The sequence below is a fragment of the Novosphingobium sp. genome (genome assembly GCF_027489515.1).
Taxonomy (GTDB): domain Bacteria; phylum Pseudomonadota; class Alphaproteobacteria; order Sphingomonadales; family Sphingomonadaceae; genus Novosphingobium.
This window is the reverse complement of the sequence record NZ_JAIXZS010000058.1, coordinates 17,020-37,068: the sequence shown is the minus strand read 5'-3', so window position 1 is coordinate 37,068 and position 20,049 is coordinate 17,020. Positions and strand designations below refer to the sequence as shown.

The window sequence follows — 20,049 nt, the reverse complement described above, 5'->3', positions numbered from 1 at the left end:
CCATCCCGGCCCGCGCCCGTGAAACGCCCGGCAAGGGCGCGGGAGATGCAGGACGCGCTCAACCACTACCTGTATCATCCACTCGCCTGGCAGCTTGCCCGGTTGCTTGCGCCAACGCCAATAACCCCCAACATGGTCTCCGTGTTTGGCGGACTGATGGTTGTGGCCGCAGGCATAGTCTACTGGAGCACATCCGGGCCGATCTGGGCGCTGCTGGGCTTGCTGCTGCACATGTCGTGGCATGTTGTGGACGGCGCGGACGGAGACCTGGCCCGCATCACGGGACGCACCAGCCCGCTTGGCGAACTAGTGGACGGCATCTGCGACTATGTCAGCCATATCGTGCTCTATGTGCTGCTGGCTTTCGTTCTAACCCGCACCTTCGGCGCAGGCTGGGCGTGGTTCTGGACCCTTGCCGCTGGTGCCAGCCACATTGTTCAGGCAAACCATGTCGAAGTGCAGCGGCGGTTCTACCAGCACTGGACCTACGGAACGCCGTGGCTCCACAACTCGAGCAGCAATGGGAAGGCCCTGTTCAGCGACAAGGGCGGCTTCGGAATTCTGCTACGGGTGGTCGTGGCCGGTTACTTGCGCCTTGCTGCGGGCATGAGCCCGAATGCCCTGCGCATCGATGCTGCAGTAACCGGCGCCATGGCGAGCGATCCGGCACTCCTTGCTCGCATTCGCGCCGAAGTTCAGCGCGAACAGCGGCCTTTGCTCGTAATGCTGCGCTATCTTGGGCCTAATCCGCGGGCGATCCTGCTGGGTTTCTCGATGATCGTCGGCAGTCCGCTGTGGTACTTCATGTACTTGTCGATCGTGCTCAACCTCATGCTGATGCTGTCGGTGCGGCTCCACGATGCGGCAGCAGGGCGCGTAGTTGCCCGTCTCAATCTGCCATAGCGGCATCAGGTTGCGGCATCGCGGCGCATACCGAACAGGCAAACCAGAATGACGGTCAGCGCAAGCAGCTCGACCACACCCCATGCCAGCCAGCTCGAGTGATTGTAGAGCCACACGCCAATCGCCGGCGAAATAATGTAGGCCGAACCATTCACCGCGGCGACGATCCCTGCTGACTGACCCTGTTCGGCCGGAGTTACCGCAAGGCTCGCGCCGGAGGTAAAGCCCGGGCGAAACAAACCGAAACCCAGCGAGCAGATGGCAAAGCCGGTGGCGATGGCATGAAGATCGCGGCCCGTTGCCATACAAAGGGTGCCAACGGCTACGAGGCCCATTCCCCACAGCGTCGACGTGCGGGGCCCAAGCTTCATCATGGGGATCAGGCCCCACTGTGCCAGCAGGGTGGCGACCGCGCCGCACATCAGGACAAGACCGATTGGCCCCGCTGCCGCATCGGGCTGATGCCGAAGGCCAAGTCGGTCGAGCAGCAGAAAGCCGATCACGCCAAGCAGAATCGACTGCGCCTGACCGCCCAATGTTCCAGCCGCGAGCCAGGCCCGCAAACGCGGATCACCCCAGCGCAATCTACCGGCTTTCGAATCGTCCGAATGGCCATCGAGTTCGAGATCGCCATGCAGACGGTCGCCTGCCTCGTCGCCCACTTTGCCCATCCGCGGGCTTGAGGAAGCGCTCATCGGCTCCCCGAGAATTTCGCCGCGGCCGGCAAATCGCGGATCATCGTCCGGTAGTCGCAGCCGCAGCAGAACGAGAACAATCACTGCGGCCAGCGTGAAAGCCGCGAATGGTCCAATCAGGCCAATACCGGGCAGGATCAGCAACGGGGCAAGTGCCGGCCCCAGCACGGTCCCCAGTCCGAAGCTCGACGAAACCATCGACAGCGCTTGCGTGCGCTCTGCGCGGCTTGTCCGGCTGGCGACATAAGCCTGCACGGCAGGCGGCGCAGCCGAACCGAAGCCGCCGTAAAGTGAGCGTGCCGCAGCGAACAGGAGAATGGCGGTGAGACCGCTTATGCTGCCCTTGAGCCCCGCGTAGAGGGCCGCTCCGCACAAAGCGAAAGAGACCGCGAAGCCGACAAGACCCAACGCCATCATCGCCTTGCGCCCCCGCCGATCGGAGCGGCGGGCCCAGAACGGCGCAAGCAACATCCACAGCAGGGCCGACCAGCTGTAGGCCAGGCTCACCCAGACATCGGCGATCTGGAGGTGCGTGCCGATCGAGGGCATCACCGACTGCATCGCGGTATTGCCGGCGGCCGTGACCAGCATGACCATGAACAGCAGCGCCATGCGGCTGCGCGGCAGCTGCACGTCAGTCTCGTCCACCCGGGTCACCGGCCTTCGGGGCCAGCCATATCGCTGGCAAGTTGGCTGTAAATGGCCGCGAGCATGGCCACAAAGTAGGTGTAGCCGATGGCCAGTAGCACGCCCGCCACGCCTTCGCCCAGCAAACGCTGGGGCTCGCCTTTGAACATCAGCACAAGCACCACGCCAACGAACATCATGACAAGGCCGTACACGACCAGAAACACAAACGCGGCGAGACCAATGAACAGGAGAATCCGCCCGGCATTGCGCCGTGTGAGCCGGATGCTCTCCCGTATCGCAGCAACGGGATTCCGCACGCCCTTACCCGCGACGACGGGCCCGACCAGCATCGTGCGCATGATCGGATAGAGCAGCAGGCCCAGCGCGACCGAGACCGCGAGCCGGTCATCCGGCAAGAGCAAGGCAAGCACGCTTGCGAGGGCCATCGAAACAGGCAGGATGGCCAGCGCGATCAGCAGCTGGGCAGCGAAATAGGAGGGCAGAGCGCGCAGACTGTGCCGGATCGCCTGCGCAACTGTTGGCCTTGCCGTATCAAGCATGGCCACGAGCATTGTCAGCATACCGGCCATGGGAAACAGCGAGAGGATCAACAGGGCAGGCAGGGAACTGGCATAATAATCCTGCATCACCGCAAGCACTTGTGCCTCGGTCATGTCAGGAGTCATTGCTGGTGACGGCACGAACACGGCGCCGGCGAGGCCCGGGAGCACATAGAACACTCCTGCTATTGCCATGAGCAGATCGCGGTTGGCAGCAACCATCCGCGTGGCACTTGCCCAAGCCGCACTGCTGTCCAAAGTCGTCACGCCGGTCATGTCCCTTTCGCTCGCAGCCCTAGCAGGACCGAAAGGGATGCGCACCCCTTGCCGTAGTGCAATCAACCTCCGGGTCTTGCCAGCAAGAAGGCACGCGTTCATGCGCATGGACCATGCAGGTTCCGGATCAGATAGAGATAAGACAGGCTCATGACCTGATACCGTATCGCGAGGCCCTCGATGAAATGACGGCCCGCAACGCAGCCGTGCATGAAGGCACGGCGCGGGAGCTCGTTTGGCTGCTTGAGCACCCGCCGGTCTATACAGCCGGAACCAGCGCAGCGGCTGACGAACTGCTCGATCCTCGCTTTGATGTCGTGGAGGCCGGACGCGGCGGGCGCTATACCTATCACGGCCCCGGCCAGCGCGTCGGCTATCTGGTCCTCGATCTAGGCAAGCGCGCGCGCGACGTGCGCGGGTTTGTCCATGCCGTCGAAGGTTGGGTGATCGAGACGTTGGGTGATTTCGGCGTCAACGCGTGGCGGGCCGAAGGGCGCGTTGGAATCTGGACTCGCGGCGCTGACGGCGGGGAGGCCAAGATCGGCGCGATCGGGATCCGCATTCGCCGGTGGGTAACGATGCACGGCTTTTCGGTGAATCTTGCACCGGATCTGACGCATTTCGGCGGAATTGTGCCCTGCGGCATCGAGGATTATGGCGTCACCAGCCTCGCCGCACTCGGCATTGCGGTCGCGCCGGAGGAGTGGGATCGGGCATTGCTGGCAAGGACTGAAGCCTTCCTTGCCCGCCTTGAACCGCGTGGGGCGCAAGACTTTGGCGATAAGGACCTTTCATGACCAGACTGCTGTTCTCACCTTCGCTTGTTGTCGTGCTGGCGCCGGTCCTGCTCCTTGGCGCCTGCGGCAAGTCTTCGGCTCCGCAGGCGGGCCCGACCGCCAGCGGCGAGGTACTGCCGGGCACCGTCAGCGACGCTATGCTTGAAACCGATCGGTCGCAGGCCCTTGCACCATTGGCTCCCGCCGCACACAGCGCTGCTGCACGGCCGGACGCAAGCACGGCTGCCGATGCTTCCGAAGCTGCCAGTGATCCTGCCGCGCCTGCCGAAGCCACGCCCGCAGGTGAGGCGTCAAACCGGCCAAAGCCAGCCGCCAGCGCCAAGCTGGCCGTACCCTAGCATCCCGCCGGGCTATTCCATTCCGAGTAGCGCCTTTGCCTGGCGCAAATGCGGCTGATCCAGCATCCGCCCATTGAGCTGGATCGCCCCGACCCCGGGGTTTGCCGCGAACGCATCGACGATGGCACGCGCGGCGGCAAGTTCATCCTCGCTTGGGGTAAAAGCAGCGTTGATCAGCGGCACTTGCGTGGGATGTATGGCCAGCATGCCCGAAAAGCCATCAGCCCGTGCCGCCTGTGCCGCCCGCCTCGTACCCTCGACGTCCCTGAAGTCGGCATAAAGGGTATCGATCGCCCAAACGCCTCGGGCGTGCGCAACGAGCAATGTCTGCGCTCGGACGAAACAAAAAGCATCTGTCCACTGGCCATCATCATCGCGCTTGCGCGCCGCCCCAAGCTCGGCGGAAAGGTCCTCGGCGCCCCACGTCAGGCCGGCCAGCCGGGGCATCGAAGCATCCATGTAGGCTGGAATGGTGAGGGCCGCCCGCGGCGTTTCGCTCACGAGGGGTAGCAGCCGGGTCTGGCCATTGGGAATGCCGTGGCGCTGCTCAAGCTCATAGATTTCCGCCGCCACCTGCCGGATCTGTTCAGGCCCTTCTGCCTTGGGCAGCATGATGCCCTCCGGAGCTCCGGGCATCACCGCCGCGAGGTCTTCCCGCCACAGCCCCGTTTCAACGGCATTGATGCGCACCCAGCGCGCCTGCTTGCGCATCGTGATCTGGCGCTTGTGGGCCTCCAGCCAGTCGCGCGTCATCCGGCGCGCAGCCGGCTTTACGGACAGGGCGACCGCATCCTCCAGATCGACGATCAGCGCATGCGCGCCCGTCTCTGGCGTCTTGAGCAGTTTCTTCTCGCTATCGCCCGGGACAAAGAGCCAGGATCGCGGAACCGTGCGCATGTCTTGCTCCTATTATCTCCTGGTGCAGCGCCGCGCGGTCACGCTGTAGCGCGTGCACGTTCCTCGGCGAGCGTCGGATAATCGATATATCCGGCCTCACCTGGGAAATACCATGTCTGCGGCACGCCGACATTGGGTGCGAGCTCTGCACTGATCCGGATGCGATCGACGAGATCGGGATTGGAGATATAGGGCCTGCCAAAGCTGACAGCGTCCGCGCGGCCAGACCCCACATCGGCGGCCGCGCTTTCGGGCGTGTAGTCGCTGTTGAGCACCAGTGGCCCGGTGTAGTGCGCGCGGAAGACATGGTCCTGCGGCGGAACGGTCGTCGCGCCAAAGGTGCCGTCCGGCCCAGGCTGGCGCAGCTCGATGAAGGCAACTTTAAGCGCTTCGAGCACGCGTGCCGCTTCGGCAAACAGGGTTGCGGGGTCGCTGTCGTCAACACCCTGGCTCTCACCGTTGGGAGAGAGCCGGATGGACACGCGATCGGCGCCCCAGATCGCGACAAGACGCTCCATGACCTCGCGCATCAACCGCACGCGGTTCTCCGGGCTGCCACCGTAATCGTCATCGCGAAGATTCGAGGAATCGCGCAGGAACTGGTCGATCAGATAGCCGTTTGCACCGTGGAGTTGCACACCATCGAACCCGGCCCGCTTCGCGTTTTCGGCAGCGCGGCCATAGTCGTCTACGACGCGCGGCATCTCGTCGAGCCGGAGGGGGCGCGCAATTGCGTTCTCCTTGCGGCCTTCCGGCGTGTGGGCATGCCCAGGCGCCTTCGTTGCCGAGGCGGAGACCGGCGGTTCGCCGCCGAGGAAGTAGGGATGAACGACCCGCCCCATGTGCCAAAGCTGCAGGATGATCCGCCCGCCCGCCTCGTGTACGGCCTCGGTTACAGGCTTCCATGCCTCGACCTGCTCGTCGGACCAGATGCCCGGTGCGCTCGGCCAGCCGGAGCCTTCGCGGCTGATGCCGGTGGCTTCACTAATGATGAGACCCGCGCCCGCACGCTGGCGGTAGTAGGTCTGCATGATCTCGGTCGGCACGGCATCAGGGCCAGCGCGACCCCGCGTCAGCGGAGCCATCAAGATGCGGTTCGGCGCGGTAATCGCACCAAGCTGGATCGGCCGGAACAGCGATTCGTGCATCAACGGGGCTCCTTCTCGGGATAGGGATGCTCAAACTGATTGATCACCATGCGCTAGGCGCGTGGAACATGAAGACGCGGGGCTTGGGAAACACGAGCGGGCGCTCTATGGCCATGCCCGAGAGTGAGGCATCGCCTGATCGGCGTCAGCCCCACAAACATGATAGCCCGACCCCGTCACGCCCGACAGGGTTTCCATTTGCAACCCAGCTAGGATGCCGGTGTCCGCATGACAAGCGCGAGTTGAATAGCGGGCCATGACGAGCATCGACGACCGGCGTGAGGTCACGCCGCCCAATCCCTGGCATTTCGTGGCGCTGCTGGGCGGCAACTTTGCCCTGGCGCTGGGGCCGTGGTTCGTGCGGCTGGCGGATTCGGGCCCGGTTTCGGCCGGCTTCTGGCGCCTTTTTCTGCCGCTCCCGCTGCTTGCCCTCCTGGCTCTGCGACAGCGTGGCAGCGCAAGGCCGGCAGCGCCGCTTGCAACATGGATGCTGATCATCACGGCGGGCGTGGCCTTTGCGCTTGATCTGGCCAGTTGGCACATCGGCATAGCCCATACCCGGCTCGGTAATGCGTCCCTCTTCGGGAACTCGGGCAGCCTGATCCTTATGGCATGGGGCCTTGTCGCCGCCCGCCGTTTGCCAAGACCATTCGAGATCGCTGCCATCGCTCTCGCCTTAGGCGGTGCCGCCATTCTGCTGGGACGATCGATGGAGATCGATCATGCTACGTTGATCGGTGACCTGTTCTGCATCCTCGCCGGGGTATTCTACTTCTTCTACATCCTCTTGCTTCAGGGTGCGCGCGGACGGTTCGAGAGTTGGGAACTGCTGTTCACCTCTACCCTCGCGAGTGCACCCGTCATGCTCGGAATAGCGATCTGGCTGGGTGAACCGATCTGGCCGCACGTCTGGTGGCCGCTCGTGGCTCTGGCGTTCTGCAGCCAGGTCGTCGGTCAGGGGCTGATCGTTTTTGCGCTGCGCCATTTCTCCGCCCTCATCATCGGGGTCGTGCTGCTGACCCAGCCCGCAGTCTCCATCCTCGTCGGCTGGCTTGCGTTTGGTGAGACTATGGGGCCTCTCGACGCGCTCGGCATGGTTCTCATCGCCGCTGCACTCTTGCTCGGAAGGCTCAGCGAGGGCGAAACGCGTTGATTCGTGACCAAAGAGCAGTCTCCCTGGCGCGCTTCCACTAGGGGCAAGGGCAAGCTGGAGAGCGCTTGGACGGCGTTCCACGTTGCAAGACGGCATAACACCGGGCGGCCAATCGGAACATCCAAGTCACGCAATCATTGATGAAAATTGCTGCCTCATCGCCCCCGCGCTGCCAGCTTGCACGGCATGTTTCGCTTTTGCAGCAAGGGCCGAGGGTGACAGGTCGGCCACCACTTTGTCGCCGCTTGCGTGACGCCGCGGAAATATCCTTGCAATCTGGCTCTTTTGTGTGGAGTGAGGCAGTTTAGTTACAACGGCATTCCGTTTGTCCAAGGGGATCGGGTTACAATGAAGCCAATCAAGGTCGCAGTGATCGGCGTGGGCAACTGCGCAAGTTCGCTGGTGCAGGGTGTAGAGTTTTACCGCAACACCAACTCTTCCGCAGGCCTGATCCATGAGCGGATTGGCGGCTATGGCGCCGGCGACGTCGAGTTCGTGATGGGCGTGGACGTCGATGCCCGCAAGGTCGGCAAGGATATTGCCGAAGCCATCTTTGCGGCGCCGAACTGCACTGCCGTGTTCCAGGAGAACGTCCCCGCCACCGGCGCCAAGGTGATGATGGGCAAGATCCTCGACGGCGTTGCGGACCACATGACCGGCATGGGCGAACGCGGCTTCATTCTGGCCGATGCGCCCGAAGCGACGCACGAATCGATCGTTGCCGCACTCCGTGAATCAGGCGCGGAAGTCCTGCTGAACTTCCTGCCGGTTGGTTCGGAAACGGCCACAGAGTTCTACATGGAATGCGCGCTTGAAGCGGGTGTCGGTGTCGTGAACTGCATGCCGGTGTTCATCGCCAGCCGGCCCGAATGGGAAGCGAAGTTCCGCGCCAAGCGCATCCCGATCGTGGGTGACGACATCAAGGCGCAGGTCGGTGCGACAATTGTGCACCGCGTGCTCTCGAGCCTGTTCGGCGCGCGCGGCGTGACGGTCGAGAAGACCTACCAGCTCAACACCGGTGGCAACACCGACTTCATGAACATGCTCGATCGTCAGCGTCTTGGCTCCAAGAAAGAATCGAAGACCGAAGCGGTCCAGGCCATGCTCGCGCAGCGCCTCGCTGACGAGAACATCCACGTCGGCCCGTCGGACTATGTGCCTTGGCAGAAGGACAACAAGCTGTGCTTCCTTCGCCTTGAAGGTACGCAGTGGGGCAATGTCCCGATGAACCTCGAGCTGCGTCTCTCGGTCGAAGACAGCCCGAACTCGGCGGCTTGCGTGATGGATGCCATCCGCTGCTGCAAGGTTGCGCTGGAGCGCGGCGAAGGCGGGGCCCTGATCGGTCCTTCGGCCTACTTCTGCAAGCATCCCCCGCAGCAGTTCAACGACGATGTCGCGGCCCAGCTGGTCGATGAATACATCTCGGAAACGGCGCTCGCCGCAGAGTAAGCGCCCGACTTCGAAGAAACTGGCGGCGCCGGTCCTGATAAAGGATCGGCGCCGTCGGCGTTAAGGGACCCGGCCCGGAAAGAGGACTGCCCAAATGGATGCCGTGATCATCGCCGCCGGTTATGGCAGTCGGCTCGCTGCGCTTTCGCCATCAAAGCCGCTCACACCCGTGTGCGGTGTCCCGCTGATCGAGATCGGCATCCGCCAGGCCGCTGCTGCCGGTGTGACGCGGGTTGTTGTGGTCACCGGCCACAAGGCTGAGGCTGTGGAGGGTTTCCTCGCCGAACTCGCCCAGCGCGTTACAGTCGAGATCGAAGCGGTACGCGTTGACGACTGGAGCAAGCCGAACGGCTACTCGGTCATGGCTGGGGCCGCCCGGTGCGCGGGCGAATATCTGCTGATGATGGCCGACCATATGTTCGACAGCGCCATCCTCGCCGCCTTGCGCAGCGTTGGAGGCGAAACCCGCGATGTCACCCTGGCGATCGATAGACATACGCAAAGCCCTCTCATCGATCCGGATGACGCCACGTGGGTCAAGCTCGACGCAAAAGGCTTCATCACCGCCATCGGCAAGACGATCCCGGCATGGGATGCGGTCGATTGCGGTGCGTTTCTCGCCACACCGCGCCTAGCCGAAGCCATTGCGGCGGCGATTGACGCCAGCAAATCGGGCAGTCTTTCCGATGGCATGCAGTGGCTGGCGGACAGGGGCCGTGCCGCCACCTGCGATATCGGGACTGCGTGGTGGATGGATGTCGATGATCCGCGCGCCCACACGCTCGCGGAGGAACTGGCTCCGCGCTATCTCACAGCTGCCTTTGCGTCGACCTGATCGACCTGATCAGAATTTCCTCACGTTGATCGTGATGGACTGATTGGGGTGTTCGACCTTCACGAGAGTCGAGCGGAGCGACGGCGGACCGAGGAAGATCGTCGGATTGTTGGAGAAACCCACGGCTTCGCTCGGAATCCCGAAAAGGCCCCCTCGATTGATCGTGCCCGACGAATCCTCGTCGTGATAGATCGCGATGGCATAGGTTCCGGGATGCGGGACAAACAGGCAGAACCTCGTCTGCCCGGCGGCTGCGGGTGTACTCGCGACATACAGCGAACCGTTCTTGACCAGAAACCGCTTCGGGTCGTTCGGATATAGCGTCGCAGTGATCAGACCCTTACTGTTGCGAACGCGGTCTACCGAGATGTTGATCCAGGTGTCGCTGGCAGGCCCGATGCAAGCTGGCGCGGCATGTGCCGATGGGGCAAGTAGCTCGGATGGCGCAGCAATCGTTCCCAGCGCGAGGGCCAGGGCAAGGCGCCCCTTCGGCACGTTCATGGCATTAATCCCGAAAACGGCTACCTCTGGGCGAGGCTGCTCAGTCTGGGCGGGGAATAGGCAAGCTTTAGGCCATTCGGCAAGACCAACCTTGCGATGCCTTGAGGATGGTTAACCGCATGCCGGATCAGGCTTTGCGCCGAAACGGCTTGGATTAGGGATAATGCGTGTGGAAAAGCGGGGCATACGCGCTTGTTCCGCCGATTCGCGACCGGTAATCGCTTGAAGACATGGTCGCCTTCGCGCGTTTCAGCGCCAACTGCCGCCGATCCTTGTTTGCGAGTTTTCGTAATGGCCGCGCCGCTGATTTCCCCTTCGATTCTTTCCGCCGATTTCGCCCGGCTGGGTGAAGAGGTGCGGGCGATCGATGCTGCGGGGGCCGACTGGATTCATGTGGACGTGATGGACGGGCACTTCGTGCCGAACCTCACGATCGGCCCGGGCGTAGTCAAGGCGCTGCGCCCGCACAGTGCAAAGCCGTTCGACGTCCACCTGATGATCGCCCCGATCGACCTGTACCTTGAAGCCTTTGCGGCCGCAGGCGCAGACATCATAACGGTCCATCCGGAAGCCGGGCCGCACATTCACCGCACCGTTCAGGCCATCCATGGGCTTGGCAAGAAGGCGGGCATCGCGCTCAACCCGGCCACACCCGCCAAAATGCTCGACTACCTGATCGACGAGATTGATCTGGTCCTCGTGATGAGCGTCAATCCCGGCTTCGGCGGGCAGAGCTTCATCACCAGCCAGCTTCGCAAGATCGAAGCCTTGCGCAAGATGATCGACAAGACGGGTCGGTCGATCCACCTGGAAGTTGATGGCGGGATCGACGCCGTCACGGGCCGGCAGTGCACAGACGCTGGTGCCGACGTGCTGGTCGCCGGTACGGCCTCCTTCAAAGGCGGGCCCTCGTGCTACGCCGCCAATATCGCCGCGCTGAAGGTCGCTGACTGACGCCATGGCCCGCCTTTTCCCCGGAACTCGTGAAGCCCCGGAGCTGGGCACGATGCCGGGGCCGGCAGAGCGCACCGCACTTGAGGGTGATACGCAGGCCCCGGCCTTGCCGCTTGGCGCGGAACCGGAACCGCTCGTCATCGCAAAAGCATCCGGACGGCCCGTATCTGTGGCAGAGCCCCCGGCGGCTGACGCAAGTGAACCGGATGTCGCGCCGCTCGAGCCCAACCGAGCATTGGCCCTTGCCGATTTCTCTCCTCCGCAGGTCAGCGCCGGCGAACGTCTGATCCGGCTGGCATACGGTCTTGGCCTGCCGCCCTCGGCGCTCAACCCCTTTCGCAAGCGCGCCCGGCCCCGCCTGACAGCCACTGTTGCCAGTCCGCTTGCCGGTGACCCGGCATCCGGAACCGCGCTTAGAGCCGGGCATTTCCTGCTTCATGGCGTCAAGTTGCCCATCGCCGATACCGAGTTCGCCGGGCCTCGCCTCTCCCCGCCCTTCGAGCGGTTGGTGCATGGCTTTGGCTGGCTTGGCGATCTGGCCAGCTGCGCCGCGCGCCCGCAATGCGCGCCTGTTGCCGAGCGAATCTTCGCGGCATGGCTCAACGCCAATCCGCGCCCGACGGCGGGCCCCGCATGGGCTATCGGCCATGCCGGTCACCGGCTGCTTTCGTGGCTGATCCACGCGCCGCTGCTGCTCTCGAGTCAGGACCGCAAGCTTCGCGCGCGGGTGCTTACAACGTTCGAGGAGACAGCCCGCTGGCTTGATCGCCATGTGGGCCGCGCAGAGGATACCCTCGCCGAAGTGGCAGGCTGGACCGCGATCACTGCCGCCGGACTGCTTCTGGCCGATGGTCGCGCGCGCAGGCTCTATGGCGAAGGCGGATTGATCCGCGCCCTGGGCAATCTTGTGAGCGACGATGGTGGCGTCCTCTCACGCAGCCCGCTCGGCCAGATCGAGGCCAGCGAACTGCTGATCGAACTGCGCGCCTGCTATGCCGCGGTGCGCAGCACGCCGCCGGCTCAGCTTGATGCCATTCTCGAACTGCTGGTCCCGCCCTTGCTGACACTGCTGCACGCTGATGGCGGACTCGGCTCCTGGCAAGGCGCCGGTGCGGTTGCGCCGGATCGGATTGCAGCGCTCATCAAGGCAAGCGGCGTGCGCACGCGGCCACTGCGCGACGCCCGTCATTGGGGCTATCAGCGGGTGAGCGCTGGCAAGGCCGTGCTGCAATTCGACGCTGCCCCGCCTCCGCTTGCGCGCCACGCCCGCGATGGCTGCGCCTCCACGTTGGCCTTTGAGCTCAGCCACGGCGGTGAGCGCCTTATTGTCAACTGCGGCGGTGCGGCGTTTGCCGGCGGACTCATCCCGTTGCGGCTTGCCCAGGGCCTGCGCGCCACTGCAGCGCATTCAACGCTCGCGATCGATGACTTCAACTCCACGGCCGTGCTCATCAACGGCAAGCTTGGCCCCGGCGTTTCCGAGGTCGAGGTCGATCGGCGGATCCTCACCGGCGAGGGCGGAGGAGCCACACGGATCGAGGCAAGCCACAACGGTTACGTCGGGCGCTATGGCCTCACCCATCGCCGCATTCTGATCATCCGCGACGACGGCAGCGAGCTGCGCGGCGAGGACCTGCTGGTACCGACCGGTCGGCGCGGCAAACGCGGCATGATCGGCGTTGCCTTGCGCTTCCACCTCGGCCCGCATATCGAGCTGGCGCAAGGGCGTGATGGTCTTGGCGTCACGCTGGCACTGCCCGATGGCAGCCTATGGCAGTTCCGCTCCGGCCGCGACCCGGTCACGCTTGAGGAAAGCCTGTGGTCCGACGGCATGGGGCGGCCGCTTGCCACCCGGCAACTGGTGATCTCCGCCAAGATCCCGCGCAGCGGCGAGTCGTTCTCGTGGCTGCTCAAGAAGATGCGCTAGACAGGAACTTCCACTGTGACTGACGTGACGATCAAACGGGCACTGCTTTCAGTGTCCGACAAAACCGGTCTTGCTGACCTCGGCCGCGTGCTTGCCGACCAAGGTGTCGAGCTCGTCTCGACCGGCGGAACGGCGGCGGCGCTGCGCGATGCAGGCCTCGCCGTGCGTGATATCTCCGAGCTTACCGGCTTTCCGGAGATGATGGATGGCCGCGTCAAGACGCTCCATCCCAAGGTCCACGGCGGTCTGCTTGCTGTGCGGGATGATCCTGCGCATGCCGCATCCATGGCGGAACATGCCATTGGCGCGATCGATCTCGTCGTCGTGAATCTCTACCCCTTCGCTGCGACCGTCGCCAAAGGTGCTGGGCGTGAGGAAGTGATCGAGAACATCGACATCGGCGGCCCGTCGATGGTCCGCTCGGCCGCCAAGAATCACCACTATGTGACGATCGTGACCGACCCGGCCGATTATCCGGTGCTGATTGCGGCAATCGAAGCGACTGGGGGCACTACGAGTCTTGATTTCCGCAAGGCCATGGCCGCGAAGGCCTTTGCGGCAACTGCTGCCTATGACGCAGCGATCGCGCATTGGTTCGCAGTTACCGACCAGCAGCAGCACTTCCCGGCAACGCTGCTCAGCGCCAGCAAGCTCGTCTCTACGCTGCGCTATGGCGAGAACCCGCACCAGAGCGCCGCGCTCTATGTGCCAGCGCAAGGCAGTGCCGTCAGTGGTCTCCCGCAGGCGCGGCAGATGCAGGGCAAAGAACTATCCTACAACAATTACAATGACGCCAATGCGGCATTGGAACTCATTGCAGAATTCGGTTCGGACAAGCCGGCGGTGGTCATCGTCAAGCATGCCAATCCGTGCGGCGTGGCGGTTGCCGAAACCCCGCTCGAGGCATGGAAGGCCGCGCTCGCCTGCGATTCGGTTTCCGCGTTCGGCGGTATTGTCGCGCTGAATCGCCCACTTGATGGTCCCACGGCGGAGGCGATCTGCGAGATCTTCACCGAAGTCGTCGTTGCGCCGGGTGCGGATGATGCCGCACTTGCGACCTTTGCCCGCAAGAAGAACTTGCGCCTTCTGCTTATCGATACGTTGCCAGCGCCGGACCGCAGCGGTCTTGTGACGGTTCCGATCGTAGGCGGCGTGCTGGTGCAGGACCGCGATAGCGGAACGCTCATGGACGACATGCTGCAGGTGGTGACCAAGCGCCAGCCGACCGAACAGGAACTGGCGGACTGTCGCTTTGCCTGGACCGTGGCCAAGCACGTCAAGTCCAACGCGATCGTCTACGCCCGCGAGGGCGTGACGGCAGGCATCGGGGCTGGCCAGATGAACCGGCGCGACAGCGCCCGGATTGCAGCGGCGAAGGCGCAGGAAGCAGCAGAAACGCATGGCTGGGATGCACCGCGAACTGTGGGCTCCGCCGTCGCCTCGGACGCTTTCTTCCCGTTTGCCGATGGGTTGATGGCTGCCGTCGAAGCGGGTGCGACGGCTGTCATTCAGCCGGGCGGTTCAATCCGCGATGACGAAGTGATCGCGGCAGCCGACGCCGCCGGCATCGCCATGGTGTTCACGGGGATGCGCCACTTCAGGCACTGAAGTCGGAGGGCTTTGTCGGGCGCTAGCTTGTGCAGCGCCCGACAAGAGCGTCTCAGCGATAGAAGACGTGATTGTCGACCCGCGCCATGCGGATCTTGCCCCAGGACGGCGCGACATGCGCGGCGTGGAAGAACATGGCGCCTTCCACCGGGCTTTTCCACGCACCGCTGTCAGCGATGAGCGCGATCTTCACGGCCTGCTGCCACAGATGGCTATCGTGATTCACGGCAGGCATCCCGTTGGCGCGCACAAACGAGAACTGTGAGGGCTGGTAGACCACGCCGCAGTACGAACTTGGGAAACGACCCGATGACGCCCGCGTCACGATCACGCGGCCAACTGCGAGCTGTCCAACCAGCGTTTCGCTGCGGGCTTCGAAATAGATGGCGCCGGCAAGGCACTCCATCTCGCGCGAGAGCGAAGCGGGAAGCGGGGTGCGTTCAACCAGATTGGCAAGCGATGCCGCAGTCGGGTAGGCCTCACCGGTGTCGGGATCGGCTCGCTCAGGTTGAGGGAGGGGCTGTTCGGCCGGCCGGAACACGCTCTGACGGGGTTCGACGGTAATAGCCGAAGATCCAGGCGCTTCAACAACCGGGATCTGGATATCCTGCGCCTTCGCACCGGATCCGCCGGTGCTGAACAGGATGGTAGCAAGACTTGCAGCAATGCACACGGCACTGGCAACGCGGAACTGGCGGCTCATGCAACTTCGTCATTGGGCGGTGAACGTCGGCACAAGGCGCGATTGGTTCCGGTGCCGCAGGTCATTCCTGCAAGACCGCAAACCGTTCGAAGGCCTTGGCGTCTGCCCCCCGTCTGCGTGCTGGCGGGGATGGCCTCCTTGCCGTCCCGACGCTGCCTACGCATGGTAGAGGGCGCCCCTTATGGCGTGAAGCCGTCAAGTCAACCCATGAATCCGGTTTTGTTCTCACCAGCCGCGAGATTCAGGATAAACCGTTCGCGCTCAGCGATGGTCAGTTCGATAACCCACAGGTCTGGGTCCTGTGCCGTGCGCCGCGCCAGGTAGCTCTCGAACTCCGCTTTGTTTTCAGCATCTTGCGCCTTTGCGAGCGCCCATCCGCGAGTGCCGTCTGCCTTGGGGAGTCGTTCGAATGCGCAGGCAATCGTCTGCCCAAAGCCTTGATTATCGAGGATAACAATCAGGACCGTGCCACTATCCGGTTCGCCGCGATGCAACACCATGCCGAAGCCGCCGTTGGCCTCGGCCAGCCGAATCAGGGCAGAGACCTCGAGTGCCGCAGGCAGACGCCCGGTGCTCATGCCGCGCTCCCGCCCGCGATGGCGCCGCTCGCATTGTCAGTTTTTACGCCGAGATTCACCGCGAGGCGCGCGCCACCGATCACTGCTGCAAGATCAGGCAGCGTCGCGATCAATGACGTTGACGAGCAAGGCGTAAATGGCATCTGCATCCGGCGCGGCAACAAGCCGTTCGTGCATGCGCTCATCCCGCATGAGGCGGGAAATGGCGGCGAGGGCCTGCAGGTGCGTCGCACCTGCCTGCTCGGGCGAGAGAAGACCGAACACGCAATCGACGGGCATGCCGTCGGACGATGAGAAATCAACCGGGCTTTCAAGCCGGAAGAACGCCGCAACCGGTCGCGCCAGGCTTTCCAGTCGTGCATGGGGAATGGCAACGCCGCGCCCGAAACCGGTGCTACCAAGTGTTTCGCGTTCCTCGATCCGTTCGAGCACGACCGCCCGATCAAGACCGTAGACCTCAGCGAAGCAATCCGCGAGCGCGCCGAGGATCTGCGTCTTGTTTTCGGCACGGACAATGCGCACCGCTTGAAGATCGATCGAGAAAAGAGCGGTCATGGAAACAATGATGCCGGAAAATGCGCTCGCGCGCCGGATGTGAAGGGGCCCATGCGCCCGAACGCGGCGCGGTGCAAGCACCGAATCGTGTCCGCAGTGTGCCAGATCCCTGCAATGGACATGGGATTGCGATCGGGTCTTGTCGATCCGGTTACTTGGTTGGTTCGACCCAGCCGATGGAACCATCGCCGCGGCGATAGACCATGTTGTGCACACCGGTGCCGGCGTTCTTGAACAGAAGTGCATTGGTGTTGCGCAGATCAAGCATCATCACCGCATCCGATACACTGGCCGTCGGCACGTCGACACGCGTCTCCGCAATCACCAGAGGTGCGTCGGCGGGTTCTTCAGCTTCGGTCTCTTCGACAACAAACACCGTGTAGGCTGCGTCCTCCTCGCGCCGGGCGTGATCGGCCTGATCCTGCCGCGCGGTAATCCGGCGCTTATAGCGACGCAGCTGCTTGTCGATCTTCTCGGCCGACTGATCGAGCGCGATGTGGGCATCCTGCGCGACCGCGCTGCCCTTGAGGATCAGGCCCTGCGCCACATGCGTGACGATATCGCAGCGAAATCCGCCATGCGGCGCCTTGCCAAGCGTCACGTGCGAGGTGAGCGCGCGCGAGAAGTACTTGTCGACAATTGCGGAAAGACGCTCTTCAGCATGAGCTTCGAAAGCGGCGCCGGTATCGACCTGGTGGCCAGAAACACGAATATCCATAAGTCCACTCTCCTTCGCTCAATCCGTTGCCCGGGCTGAGCCGGGCATGGCAGATTCATTGCAGCCAGATGGCTCCCTTGATCGCATCGACAAAGGCGGCATGCCGGGCGAGCTCCTCTGCACTCGGTGCATGCGGCCGCGCGGGCCGCGGTGTGCGCACAGCAGTGGTGCGGATCGGAGCGACTGCCACGGCTTCCTTGATCCCGACTTCGGCCGCGAGCTCCAGACCAATCTGCCGGCCGCCCATCAGCTCGACATAGAGCTGTGCCAGAAGTTCTGCGTCGAGCAGCGCTCCGTGGCGCACGCGGTGGCTGCGATCTATCCCATAACGCGAGCAAAGCGCATCAAGGCTGAGTTTTGCGCCGGGGTGCTTGCGGCGGGCGATGGCCACCGTATCGACCATGCGCGAGCGGTCGACCGGCGGCAGGTCGCACATGGCTAGCTCGGTATTGAGGAAGCCGAAGTCGAACCCGGCGTTGTGCGCAACCAGCGGTGCCTCGCCGAGAAACGCGAGCAGTTCCTCGGCGCGCTCGGCAAAGCGGGGTTTGTCGGCCAGAAAAGCGCTGGACAGCCCGTGGACCGCCTCCGCCTCGGCGGGCATGGACCGGTCCGGGTTGAAATAGGCGTGAAACACGGCGCCAGTAGGCACACGGTTGAGCATTTCGATGCAGCCAATTTCCACCAGCCGATCACCGCTTTGCGGGTCGAGGCCGGTCGTCTCTGTATCGAAAACGATCTCACGCATTGGGTGTAGTCTGGACCCGCTAGCAGGGGCTGGCAAGGCTTCAGCGCGGGTTTTTTTGCCGGATGGAAGCGATCAGCGCCGCCACCTGTTCGCGGGTCTCGGCGAGGGTTACGCCGGTGTCGATGATATGATCGGCACGCGCGCGCTTCTCGGTATCCGGCACCTGAAGCGAGAGGATCTGCGCGAACTTCTCCGGCGTCATACCGGGCCGCGCGAGGACGCGATCACGCTGCATGTGGGCAGGCGCGGAGACGACGACAACAGCATCAAGCCCGGCGCCATGGCCTTTCTCATAAAGCAGCGGGATGTCGAACACGACAATGGGCTGCCCGGCGTGTTCCAGCAGGAAAACCGCACGCTCTTCGGCAACCGCCGGGTGAACAATCGCCTCGAGCCGACCGAGCGCTTCGGGATTGCCGAAGACCTGCGCGCCCAGAGCCTGGCGGTTCACTCCGTCAGCGCCGGTCGTGCCCGGAAAAGCCGCCTCGATGGCAGGCAGCAGTCGGCCGCCTGGCCCCTGCAGGCGATGGACGGTCGCGTCGGCGTCGAACACAGGTACGCCAAGCTCGCGCAGCATCAACGCGACGGCAGACTTGCCCATGCCGATCGAGCCGGTGAGGCCAAGTATGTAGGGACGGGTCATGCGCCTAGGACCTTGCGCAAATCGGCATCCCGCTCGCGGGGCGGCATTGCAGAGAAGAAGCGGCGGAAGGCGTGGTCGGCCTGGCCGATCAACATCGACAATCCGTCAATCGTCCGAAACCCCGCCGCTCGTGCTGCTTGAAGGAGCGGTGTCTCGAGCGGGCTGGTCACGATGTCGTAGAAGATGGAGCCGGGCGGAGCGTGGCTCATGTCGAAGACCAGCGGCGGCTGGCCGGTCATGCCGAGCGAGGACGCGTTGACGACGAGATCGAGGCAACCGTCGCGATCGTCGAAGGCGAAGTCGGTGGGATCGGCAAAGTGGGCGATGTCGACGACATGGTGCTCACCGGCTGGGTCGAGCTCGTCGAGCAGGGCACGGGCCTTGTCGGGGTTGCGACCGGCCAGCACGATGACGAGCCCGGCACCGGCAAGACCCTTGATGATGGCACGTGCCGCGCCGCCAGTGCCGAGGACGCGGGCCATGCGGAAGTAGTGCGTCTGATCAAGTTCGGCGCGTAGGGGTTCGAGGAAGCCGGGGACATCAGTGTTGTAGCCGACGAGTTCGCCTGTTTCGGGCACGATCGTGTTGACCGCACCCACTGCGGCGGCGAGCGGATCAAGGCGGTCGAGGAGAGGAATCACGGCCTGCTTGTGCGGCATGGTAACGTTGCAGCCGCACCAGAGAGGGTCGGGGCGGCGGGTGTTCAGATATTCAGCAAGTTTACCCGTGTGAACATGCGTAGCCTGATAAGTTGCTTTTATATCAAGAGCTTGCAGCCAGAACCCGTGAATCGCCGGTGACTTCGACTGGACGATCGGATCGCCGATCACTTCGGCATAGGGCAGGCTCATGCGGCAAGCTCGCCTTGCGTGCGAAGCGCGCCGAGGAGGGCGAGGAGCGGCATGCCGAGCACCGTGAAATGGCTGCCCTCGATATGTTCGAAGAGCTGGACGCCGAGCGCCTCGATCCGGAACACGCCGACGCAGCCGCTGACCGCGGGCCATTCCTGCGCCAGATAGCTCTCGATGAAATCGCCCGACAGCGAGCGCACACGCAGCTTGGCGGTTTCGACATGCCGCCAGACCGGCACGCCATCGCGCACCAGAATCGCGGCGGAATGGAGATGCATGGTCTGCCCAGAGAAGAACGCGAGATGTCGCGCCGCATCCTCGCGGGTCGCAGGCTTGTCGAAGGTGCGACCGCAGACTTCGACGAGCGAATCGCCGCCCAGCACCAACCGCCCCGGCGTGCCGACCGAGACGGCAAGCGCCTTGGCCTCGGCCAGGATCATGGCAATTTCGCTGCCGGGCACACCGATGAGCTCGCGCTTGATCTCCGCCTCGTCAACATCGGAACCGCGCGCCTCGAACGGCACCCCTGCCGCAGCGAGCATCGCCTTCCGGCTCGCGCTTTGTGATGCCAGTATCAGCATGTCT

The 20,049-nt window shown here is 63.8% G+C and carries 22 protein-coding genes; 9 read left to right on the top strand and 13 right to left on the bottom strand.

Features of this window, described 5'->3' with window-relative positions:
• Window positions 1-18: 18 nt before the first annotated feature.
• Window positions 19-903, top strand: coding sequence for a CDP-alcohol phosphatidyltransferase family protein (locus Q0082_RS10090; protein ID WP_298192105.1), 885 nt, complete (start codon window positions 19-21; stop codon window positions 901-903).
• 5 nt (window positions 904-908) lie between these two features.
• Here Q0082_RS10090 and Q0082_RS10085 read toward each other — a convergent pair whose 3' ends face one another.
• Together Q0082_RS10085 and Q0082_RS10080 are read right to left on the bottom strand one after the other, a co-directional pair.
• Window positions 909-2,246, bottom strand: a complete 1,338-nt coding sequence (locus tag Q0082_RS10085) for an MFS transporter (protein WP_298192104.1) — start codon at window positions 2,244-2,246, stop codon at window positions 909-911.
• Between the two features lie 5 nt (window positions 2,247-2,251).
• A complete protein-coding gene (locus tag Q0082_RS10080; RefSeq protein ID WP_298192102.1) occupies window positions 2,252-3,064 on the bottom strand; it encodes a hypothetical protein in 813 nt (270 codons plus the stop codon).
• Window positions 3,065-3,177: 113 nt separating this feature from the next.
• Here Q0082_RS10080 and lipB point away from each other — a divergent pair, with 113 nt between their 5' ends.
• Together lipB and Q0082_RS10070 are read left to right on the top strand one after the other, a co-directional pair.
• Window positions 3,178-3,861 carry a lipoyl(octanoyl) transferase LipB gene (gene lipB, locus Q0082_RS10075; protein ID WP_298192099.1) on the top strand — a complete coding sequence of 228 codons (684 nt, stop codon included), beginning with the start codon at window positions 3,178-3,180 and terminating at the stop codon, window positions 3,859-3,861.
• The gene (locus tag Q0082_RS10070) at window positions 3,858-4,199 is read left to right on the top strand and encodes a hypothetical protein (protein ID WP_298192097.1); all 342 of its coding nucleotides are present in this window, start codon (window positions 3,858-3,860) and stop codon (window positions 4,197-4,199) included. The genes lipB and Q0082_RS10070 overlap by 4 nt, the downstream gene beginning before the upstream one ends.
• A 12-nt stretch (window positions 4,200-4,211) precedes the next feature.
• On the opposite strand, the gene Q0082_RS10065 is transcribed toward Q0082_RS10070, so the two are convergent.
• Entirely contained in the window at window positions 4,212-5,096 is an 885-nt protein-coding gene (locus Q0082_RS10065; protein WP_298192095.1) for a CoA ester lyase, read from the bottom strand.
• Between the two features lie 38 nt (window positions 5,097-5,134).
• Window positions 5,135-6,244 carry an alkene reductase gene (locus Q0082_RS10060; protein WP_298192093.1) on the bottom strand — a complete coding sequence of 370 codons (1,110 nt, stop codon included), beginning with the start codon at window positions 6,242-6,244 and terminating at the stop codon, window positions 5,135-5,137.
• A gap of 256 nt (window positions 6,245-6,500) precedes the next feature.
• On the opposite strand from Q0082_RS10060, the gene Q0082_RS10055 reads away from it, so the two are divergent.
• The 3 genes from Q0082_RS10055 (at window position 6,501) to Q0082_RS10045 (ending at window position 9,681) form a co-directional block, all read left to right on the top strand.
• Window positions 6,501-7,397, top strand: a complete 897-nt coding sequence (locus Q0082_RS10055; RefSeq protein ID WP_298192091.1) for a DMT family transporter — start codon at window positions 6,501-6,503, stop codon at window positions 7,395-7,397.
• A gap of 348 nt (window positions 7,398-7,745) precedes the next feature.
• A complete protein-coding gene (locus Q0082_RS10050) occupies window positions 7,746-8,846 on the top strand; it encodes an inositol-3-phosphate synthase (protein ID WP_298192090.1) in 1,101 nt (366 codons plus the stop codon).
• Between the two features lie 94 nt (window positions 8,847-8,940).
• Window positions 8,941-9,681, top strand: coding sequence for an NTP transferase domain-containing protein (locus Q0082_RS10045; RefSeq protein WP_298192088.1), 741 nt, complete (start codon window positions 8,941-8,943; stop codon window positions 9,679-9,681).
• A gap of 9 nt (window positions 9,682-9,690) precedes the next feature.
• Here the strand turns inward: Q0082_RS10045 and Q0082_RS10040 are convergent, their stop codons facing one another.
• Complete coding sequence (locus tag Q0082_RS10040; RefSeq protein ID WP_298192086.1) at window positions 9,691-10,182, bottom strand: DUF2141 domain-containing protein; 492 nt, start codon at window positions 10,180-10,182, stop codon at window positions 9,691-9,693.
• 291 nt (window positions 10,183-10,473) lie between these two features.
• Between Q0082_RS10040 and rpe the strand changes: the two genes are divergently transcribed.
• Genes rpe through purH form a run of 3 tightly spaced genes read left to right on the top strand, consistent with a single transcriptional unit; the run spans window position 10,474 to window position 14,671 of the window.
• Window positions 10,474-11,136, top strand: coding sequence for a ribulose-phosphate 3-epimerase (gene rpe, locus Q0082_RS10035; RefSeq protein WP_298192085.1), 663 nt, complete (start codon window positions 10,474-10,476; stop codon window positions 11,134-11,136).
• 4 nt (window positions 11,137-11,140) lie between these two features.
• Window positions 11,141-13,063, top strand: coding sequence for a heparinase II/III family protein (locus tag Q0082_RS10030; protein WP_298192083.1), 1,923 nt, complete (start codon window positions 11,141-11,143; stop codon window positions 13,061-13,063).
• A gap of 15 nt (window positions 13,064-13,078) precedes the next feature.
• On the top strand, window positions 13,079-14,671 hold the full coding sequence (gene purH / locus Q0082_RS10025; RefSeq protein WP_298192081.1) for a bifunctional phosphoribosylaminoimidazolecarboxamide formyltransferase/IMP cyclohydrolase: 1,593 nt from the start codon (window positions 13,079-13,081) through the stop codon (window positions 14,669-14,671).
• A 52-nt stretch (window positions 14,672-14,723) separates the two neighbouring features.
• Here the strand turns inward: purH and Q0082_RS10020 are convergent, their stop codons facing one another.
• From Q0082_RS10020 to Q0082_RS09985, 8 genes are all read right to left on the bottom strand, one after another.
• Window positions 14,724-15,374 (bottom strand): cell wall hydrolase, encoded by a 651-nt coding sequence (locus Q0082_RS10020; RefSeq protein WP_298192079.1) that lies wholly within the window; start codon window positions 15,372-15,374, stop codon window positions 14,724-14,726.
• A 200-nt stretch (window positions 15,375-15,574) separates the two neighbouring features.
• Complete coding sequence (locus Q0082_RS10015) at window positions 15,575-15,952, bottom strand: DUF1491 family protein (RefSeq protein ID WP_298192077.1); 378 nt, start codon at window positions 15,950-15,952, stop codon at window positions 15,575-15,577.
• A 93-nt stretch (window positions 15,953-16,045) separates the two neighbouring features.
• Window positions 16,046-16,507 (bottom strand): PTS sugar transporter subunit IIA, encoded by a 462-nt coding sequence (locus Q0082_RS10010; protein ID WP_298192200.1) that lies wholly within the window; start codon window positions 16,505-16,507, stop codon window positions 16,046-16,048.
• Window positions 16,508-16,658: 151 nt separating this feature from the next.
• A complete protein-coding gene (raiA, locus tag Q0082_RS10005) occupies window positions 16,659-17,225 on the bottom strand; it encodes a ribosome-associated translation inhibitor RaiA (RefSeq protein ID WP_298192074.1) in 567 nt (188 codons plus the stop codon).
• A gap of 55 nt (window positions 17,226-17,280) precedes the next feature.
• Complete coding sequence (dnaQ, locus tag Q0082_RS10000) at window positions 17,281-17,970, bottom strand: DNA polymerase III subunit epsilon (RefSeq protein WP_298192072.1); 690 nt, start codon at window positions 17,968-17,970, stop codon at window positions 17,281-17,283.
• Between the two features lie 40 nt (window positions 17,971-18,010).
• Window positions 18,011-18,613 (bottom strand): dephospho-CoA kinase, encoded by a 603-nt coding sequence (gene coaE / locus Q0082_RS09995; RefSeq protein ID WP_298192070.1) that lies wholly within the window; start codon window positions 18,611-18,613, stop codon window positions 18,011-18,013.
• Entirely contained in the window at window positions 18,610-19,464 is an 855-nt protein-coding gene (locus Q0082_RS09990) for a shikimate dehydrogenase (protein WP_298192068.1), read from the bottom strand. The genes coaE and Q0082_RS09990 overlap by 4 nt, the downstream gene beginning before the upstream one ends.
• On the bottom strand, window positions 19,461-20,045 hold the full coding sequence (locus Q0082_RS09985; RefSeq protein ID WP_298192198.1) for a nucleoside triphosphate pyrophosphatase: 585 nt from the start codon (window positions 20,043-20,045) through the stop codon (window positions 19,461-19,463). Before Q0082_RS09985 ends, Q0082_RS09990 begins: the two co-directional genes overlap by 4 nt.
• Window positions 20,046-20,049 lie beyond the last annotated feature (4 nt).